This is a genomic window from Phenylobacterium aquaticum (assembly GCF_947378715.1).
Lineage (GTDB): Bacteria > Pseudomonadota > Alphaproteobacteria > Caulobacterales > Caulobacteraceae > Phenylobacterium > Phenylobacterium aquaticum_A.
On record NZ_CANCLE010000249.1, the window covers coordinates 1 to 3,800 of the forward strand.

Here is a 3,800-nt window from a genome sequence, read left to right on the forward strand (position 1 = left end):
AGGGCCAGCACCTGGGCGCGATCGGCATAGCGGCCATAGGCGAAATAGGCGCTGCCCAGCAGATATTGCGCGAAGCCCCCGTCCGGCTCGGTCGACGGGGGACGGTCGAGCACGGTCTTGGCCAGGGCCAGGGCCCCGGGGCCGTCGCCGTCCATCATCGCCCCGCCGATCCCGAACTGCACATTGTGCGCGTGATAGGTCAGCTTCCAGATCCCGTCGGGACCGGTCAGGCCCAGATGCTGGGCGTTGGCGGCGTCCAGCTTCGCCGCCTGCTGGTTGGCGCTCAGCGCGTCGCCATAGCGGCCCACCAGATAGAAGGTGTGCGACGGCATATGGACCAGGTGGCTGGCCGAGGGCGCCAGGGTCGCCAGCTTGTCGGCATAGGGCTCGGCCCGGCCGCCAAAGCCGCTCATCTCGGTGGCGTGGATGTAGAAGTGGATCGCCCCGGTGTCATTGGGCTGGCGCTTCAGCGCGCCTTCCAGCAGCTCCACCGCGCGCGGCAGGTTCTCCTGGGTCTCCTTGTTGGAGGCCGGGATCATCCAGGCGTCGGCGGTGATGATCGCCACCTCATTGTCGTCCGGATAGGCGCGGGCGATCTCGTCCATGGCCCGGGCGAAGGCGTAGTCGCCGCGCCCCTTGCCGCCGCCGTCCACATAGCGCTTCTGCAGGGCGGCGATCAGCATGCGGTCGCGCGGCGAGGCGCTCCCCGCCAGCCGGGCGGCCTTGTCGACCAGCGGCCGCAGCTCGGCCTGGTCCTGGCGCTCGATGGTGTAGTTGATGGTCGGGCCCCGCGACCAGGCCTCGCCCCACAGGCACATGGCGCAGTCGGGGTCGAGCTTTACGGCCTCCGCGAAGGCGTTGGTCGCGGCCTTGTGGGCGAAGGCGTGGGCCAGCTGCATGCCGTTGGTGAAGAAGGCCTGGGCCCGGGGCGTCCGGGTCTGGATGTCGAAGCCGCCGGTCCCGTAGCCAGCCAGGATCTCCACCGCCGGCTTGGCCGGGGTTGGGTCGGCGACACCGCCGCAGATCGGGCTGGGCGGCAGGGGCGCGGTCTCGGAACTGGCCACGACGAAAGACGGGATGACGAAGAACGCCAGCCCCAAGATCAGCACCGCACGCATGGATCGCCCCCTGTCCGGAGGCACTATCTCCCCCGGGGCGCGAACCGGTCAACGGTCGCTAGGCGGCGGCTTTCGCTTCGATCGCGTGGGCCTGGATGATGGCGGCGATCAGGCCGGGGAAGCGGCCGTCCACCTCGGCGCAGCGGGAGACATTGCGCATCTCCACCCCCTGGCGTTCGGAACGGATCAGCCCGGCCTCGCGCAGCACCTTGAAATGCTGGGACAGGGACGACTTGGGGATCGCCCGTTCATTGACGCTGGAAAAGGTCGAGCAGGTCAGGGCGCAGTCGGCCCCGGCGATGGCCGCGAAGATCGCCACGCGGACAGGGTCGGACAGGGCGTGGAGCACCGCCTCCAGCCGGACGTCGTCGATCGAGGGGTGAAACATCGGTCTCATGATCTTTCTTACCTAGGCGCTCTTGAATTCTAGTTCAATAGTTCCATTTTCCTGAACTATGGGACGATGAGCCGCCGCGGTTGGCGACCCGCCCCCAAGGTTTTCGAAAAGGATCTCCCCATGTCCAACCAGCTCGCCGGCAAGGTCGCGGTCGTCACCGGCGCCTCCAAGGGCATCGGCGCCGCCATCGCCAAGGCGCTCGCCGCCCAGGGCGCCGCCGTCGTCGTCAACTACGCCGCCAGCCAGGCCGGCGCCGACGCCGTGGTCGCCGCCATCACCGCTGCGGGCGGCCAGGCCATCGCCGTCCAGGGCGACGTCGCCAAGTCGGCCGAAGCCCAGGCGATCATCGCCGCCGCCATCACCGCCTTCGGCCGCCTCGACATCCTGGTCAACAATGCCGGGGTCTATGAGTTCAGCCCGATCGCCGACATCACCGAGGACCAGTTCCGCCGGATGTTCGACACCAATGTGCTGGGCGTGCTGCTCACCACCCAGGCGGCGGTGAAGCACCTGGGCGAAGGCGCCAGCATCATCAATATCGGCTCGGCGGTGACCACCCTCAACCCGCCCGACTCGACCATCTATACCGGGACCAAGGGGGCGGTGGACGCCATCACCGGGGTCCTGGCCATGGAGCTCGGCCCCAAGCGGATCCGGGTCAACACCATCAGTCCCGGCATCGTCGAGACCGAGGGCAGCCACGCCGCCGGCTTCATGGGCTCGCCCTTCGAGGCCGACGCCGTCGCCCAGACCCCGCTGGGCCGGGTCGGCCAGCCGGACGACATCGCCGACGTGGCGGTGTTCCTGGCCTCCGACGCGTCGCGCTGGCTCAGCGGCGAACGGCTGAGCGCCAGCGGCGGCCTGCACTAGCCCGACGCCGGCCGGGCCCGCCCTGCCCAGAGGCGGGCCTCAGGCCCGGAGCACCGGCAGCTCATAGCTGCGTTTCACCGTCTCCATGGGCACATCGGTCTTGACGCTCTGGACGCTGTCGATGCGGGTCAGGTGGTCGGCCTGGAACCGCCAGTAGCTGTTCAGGTCGGTGGTCACCACCCGCAGGATCGCGTCGCAGTCGCCGGTGGTGAGGTAGCACTCCATCACCTCCGGCAGCGCGCGCACAGCTTGGGCGAACTGGGCGGTGACGGCCGCGTCCTGGGTCTTGAACCAGACCCGCACGAACACCGTCAGCCCTGCCCCCACCTTGGCCCCGTCGACCACCGCCACATAGCGCTCGATCACCCCGGCCTCCTCCAAAAGCCGCACCCGGCGCAGGCAGGGCGAGGGCGACAGGCCGACTTCCCGGGCCAGTTCGACATTCTGCAGCCGGCCGTCGCGCTGCAGGGCGCGCAGGATCCGCCGGTCGAGGGCGTCGAGCTTGAGCGGCATTGGATTTCTCCTTCACACCCAAAATTGGCGTCGGGCGCCAATATCAGGCCCAAACCTGGCGCCTTCGCAACCCCCTGTCGCGCCGACCGCCCTAAGGTCGCGACCATGAGCAAGCCGCAGGTCCGCAAAGTCGTCCTCGCCTATTCGGGCGGGCTGGACACCTCGATCATCCTGAAGTGGCTGCAGACGGAATATGGGGCCGAGGTGGTGACCTTCACCGCCGACCTGGGCCAGGGCGAGGAGATCGAGCCGGCCCGGGCCAAGGCCCTGGCCGCCGGGGTCAAGCCGGAGAACATCTTCATCGAGGATGTGCGCGAGGAATTCGTCCGCGACTTCGTCTTCCCGATGTTCCGCGCCAACACGGTCTATGAGGGCAGCTACCTCCTGGGCACCGCCATAGCCCGCCCCCTCATCGCCAAGCGCCAGGTCGAGATCGCCCATCGGCTGGGCGCCGACGCCGTCAGCCACGGCTCGACGGGAAAGGGCAATGATCAGGTCAGATACGAACTGGCCTATACGGCGCTCGCCCCCGACATCCACGTGATCGCGCCGTGGCGGGAATGGGACTTCAAGAGCCGCGAGGCGCTCTTAGCTTTCGCCGAGAGGCGCCAGATCCAGATCACCAAGGACAAGCGCGGCGAGGCCCCGTTCAGCGTCGACGCCAACCTCCTGCACTCCTCCTCCGAGGGCAAGGTGCTGGAGGACCCGGCCGTCGAGGCCCCCGAGTTCGTGCACATGCGCACCATCTCGCCCGAGGCTGCGCCGGACACCCCCACCGTCTTCACCCTGGACTTCGAGAAGGGCGACCCCGTCGCTGTCGACGGCGTCCGGATGTCGCCCGCTGCGCTATTGACCAAGCTCAACCAGCTGGGCCACGACAATGGCGTCGGCCGCCTCGACCT

5 protein-coding genes are annotated in these 3,800 nt (G+C 68.7%); 2 read left to right on the forward strand and 3 right to left on the reverse strand.

What is annotated here, in order from left to right:
* The coding region (locus Q7P21_RS19940) for a tetratricopeptide repeat protein (RefSeq protein ID WP_369695358.1) at positions 1–1,118 on the reverse strand (1,118 nt) is incomplete at its 3' end.
* Between the two features lie 58 nt (positions 1,119–1,176).
* Positions 1,177–1,515 (reverse strand): transcriptional regulator, encoded by a 339-nt coding sequence (locus tag Q7P21_RS19945; protein ID WP_304171713.1) that lies wholly within the window; start codon positions 1,513–1,515, stop codon positions 1,177–1,179.
* 120 nt (positions 1,516–1,635) lie between these two features.
* Between Q7P21_RS19945 and Q7P21_RS19950 the strand changes: the two genes are divergently transcribed.
* A complete protein-coding gene (locus Q7P21_RS19950; protein WP_304180066.1) occupies positions 1,636–2,385 on the forward strand; it encodes a glucose 1-dehydrogenase in 750 nt (249 codons plus the stop codon).
* Positions 2,386–2,424: 39 nt separating this feature from the next.
* On the opposite strand, the gene Q7P21_RS19955 is transcribed toward Q7P21_RS19950, so the two are convergent.
* Positions 2,425–2,898 (reverse strand): Lrp/AsnC family transcriptional regulator, encoded by a 474-nt coding sequence (locus tag Q7P21_RS19955; RefSeq protein WP_304180068.1) that lies wholly within the window; start codon positions 2,896–2,898, stop codon positions 2,425–2,427.
* 105 nt (positions 2,899–3,003) lie between these two features.
* On the opposite strand from Q7P21_RS19955, the gene Q7P21_RS19960 reads away from it, so the two are divergent.
* The coding region (locus Q7P21_RS19960) for an argininosuccinate synthase (protein WP_304180071.1) at positions 3,004–3,800 on the forward strand (797 nt) is incomplete at its 3' end.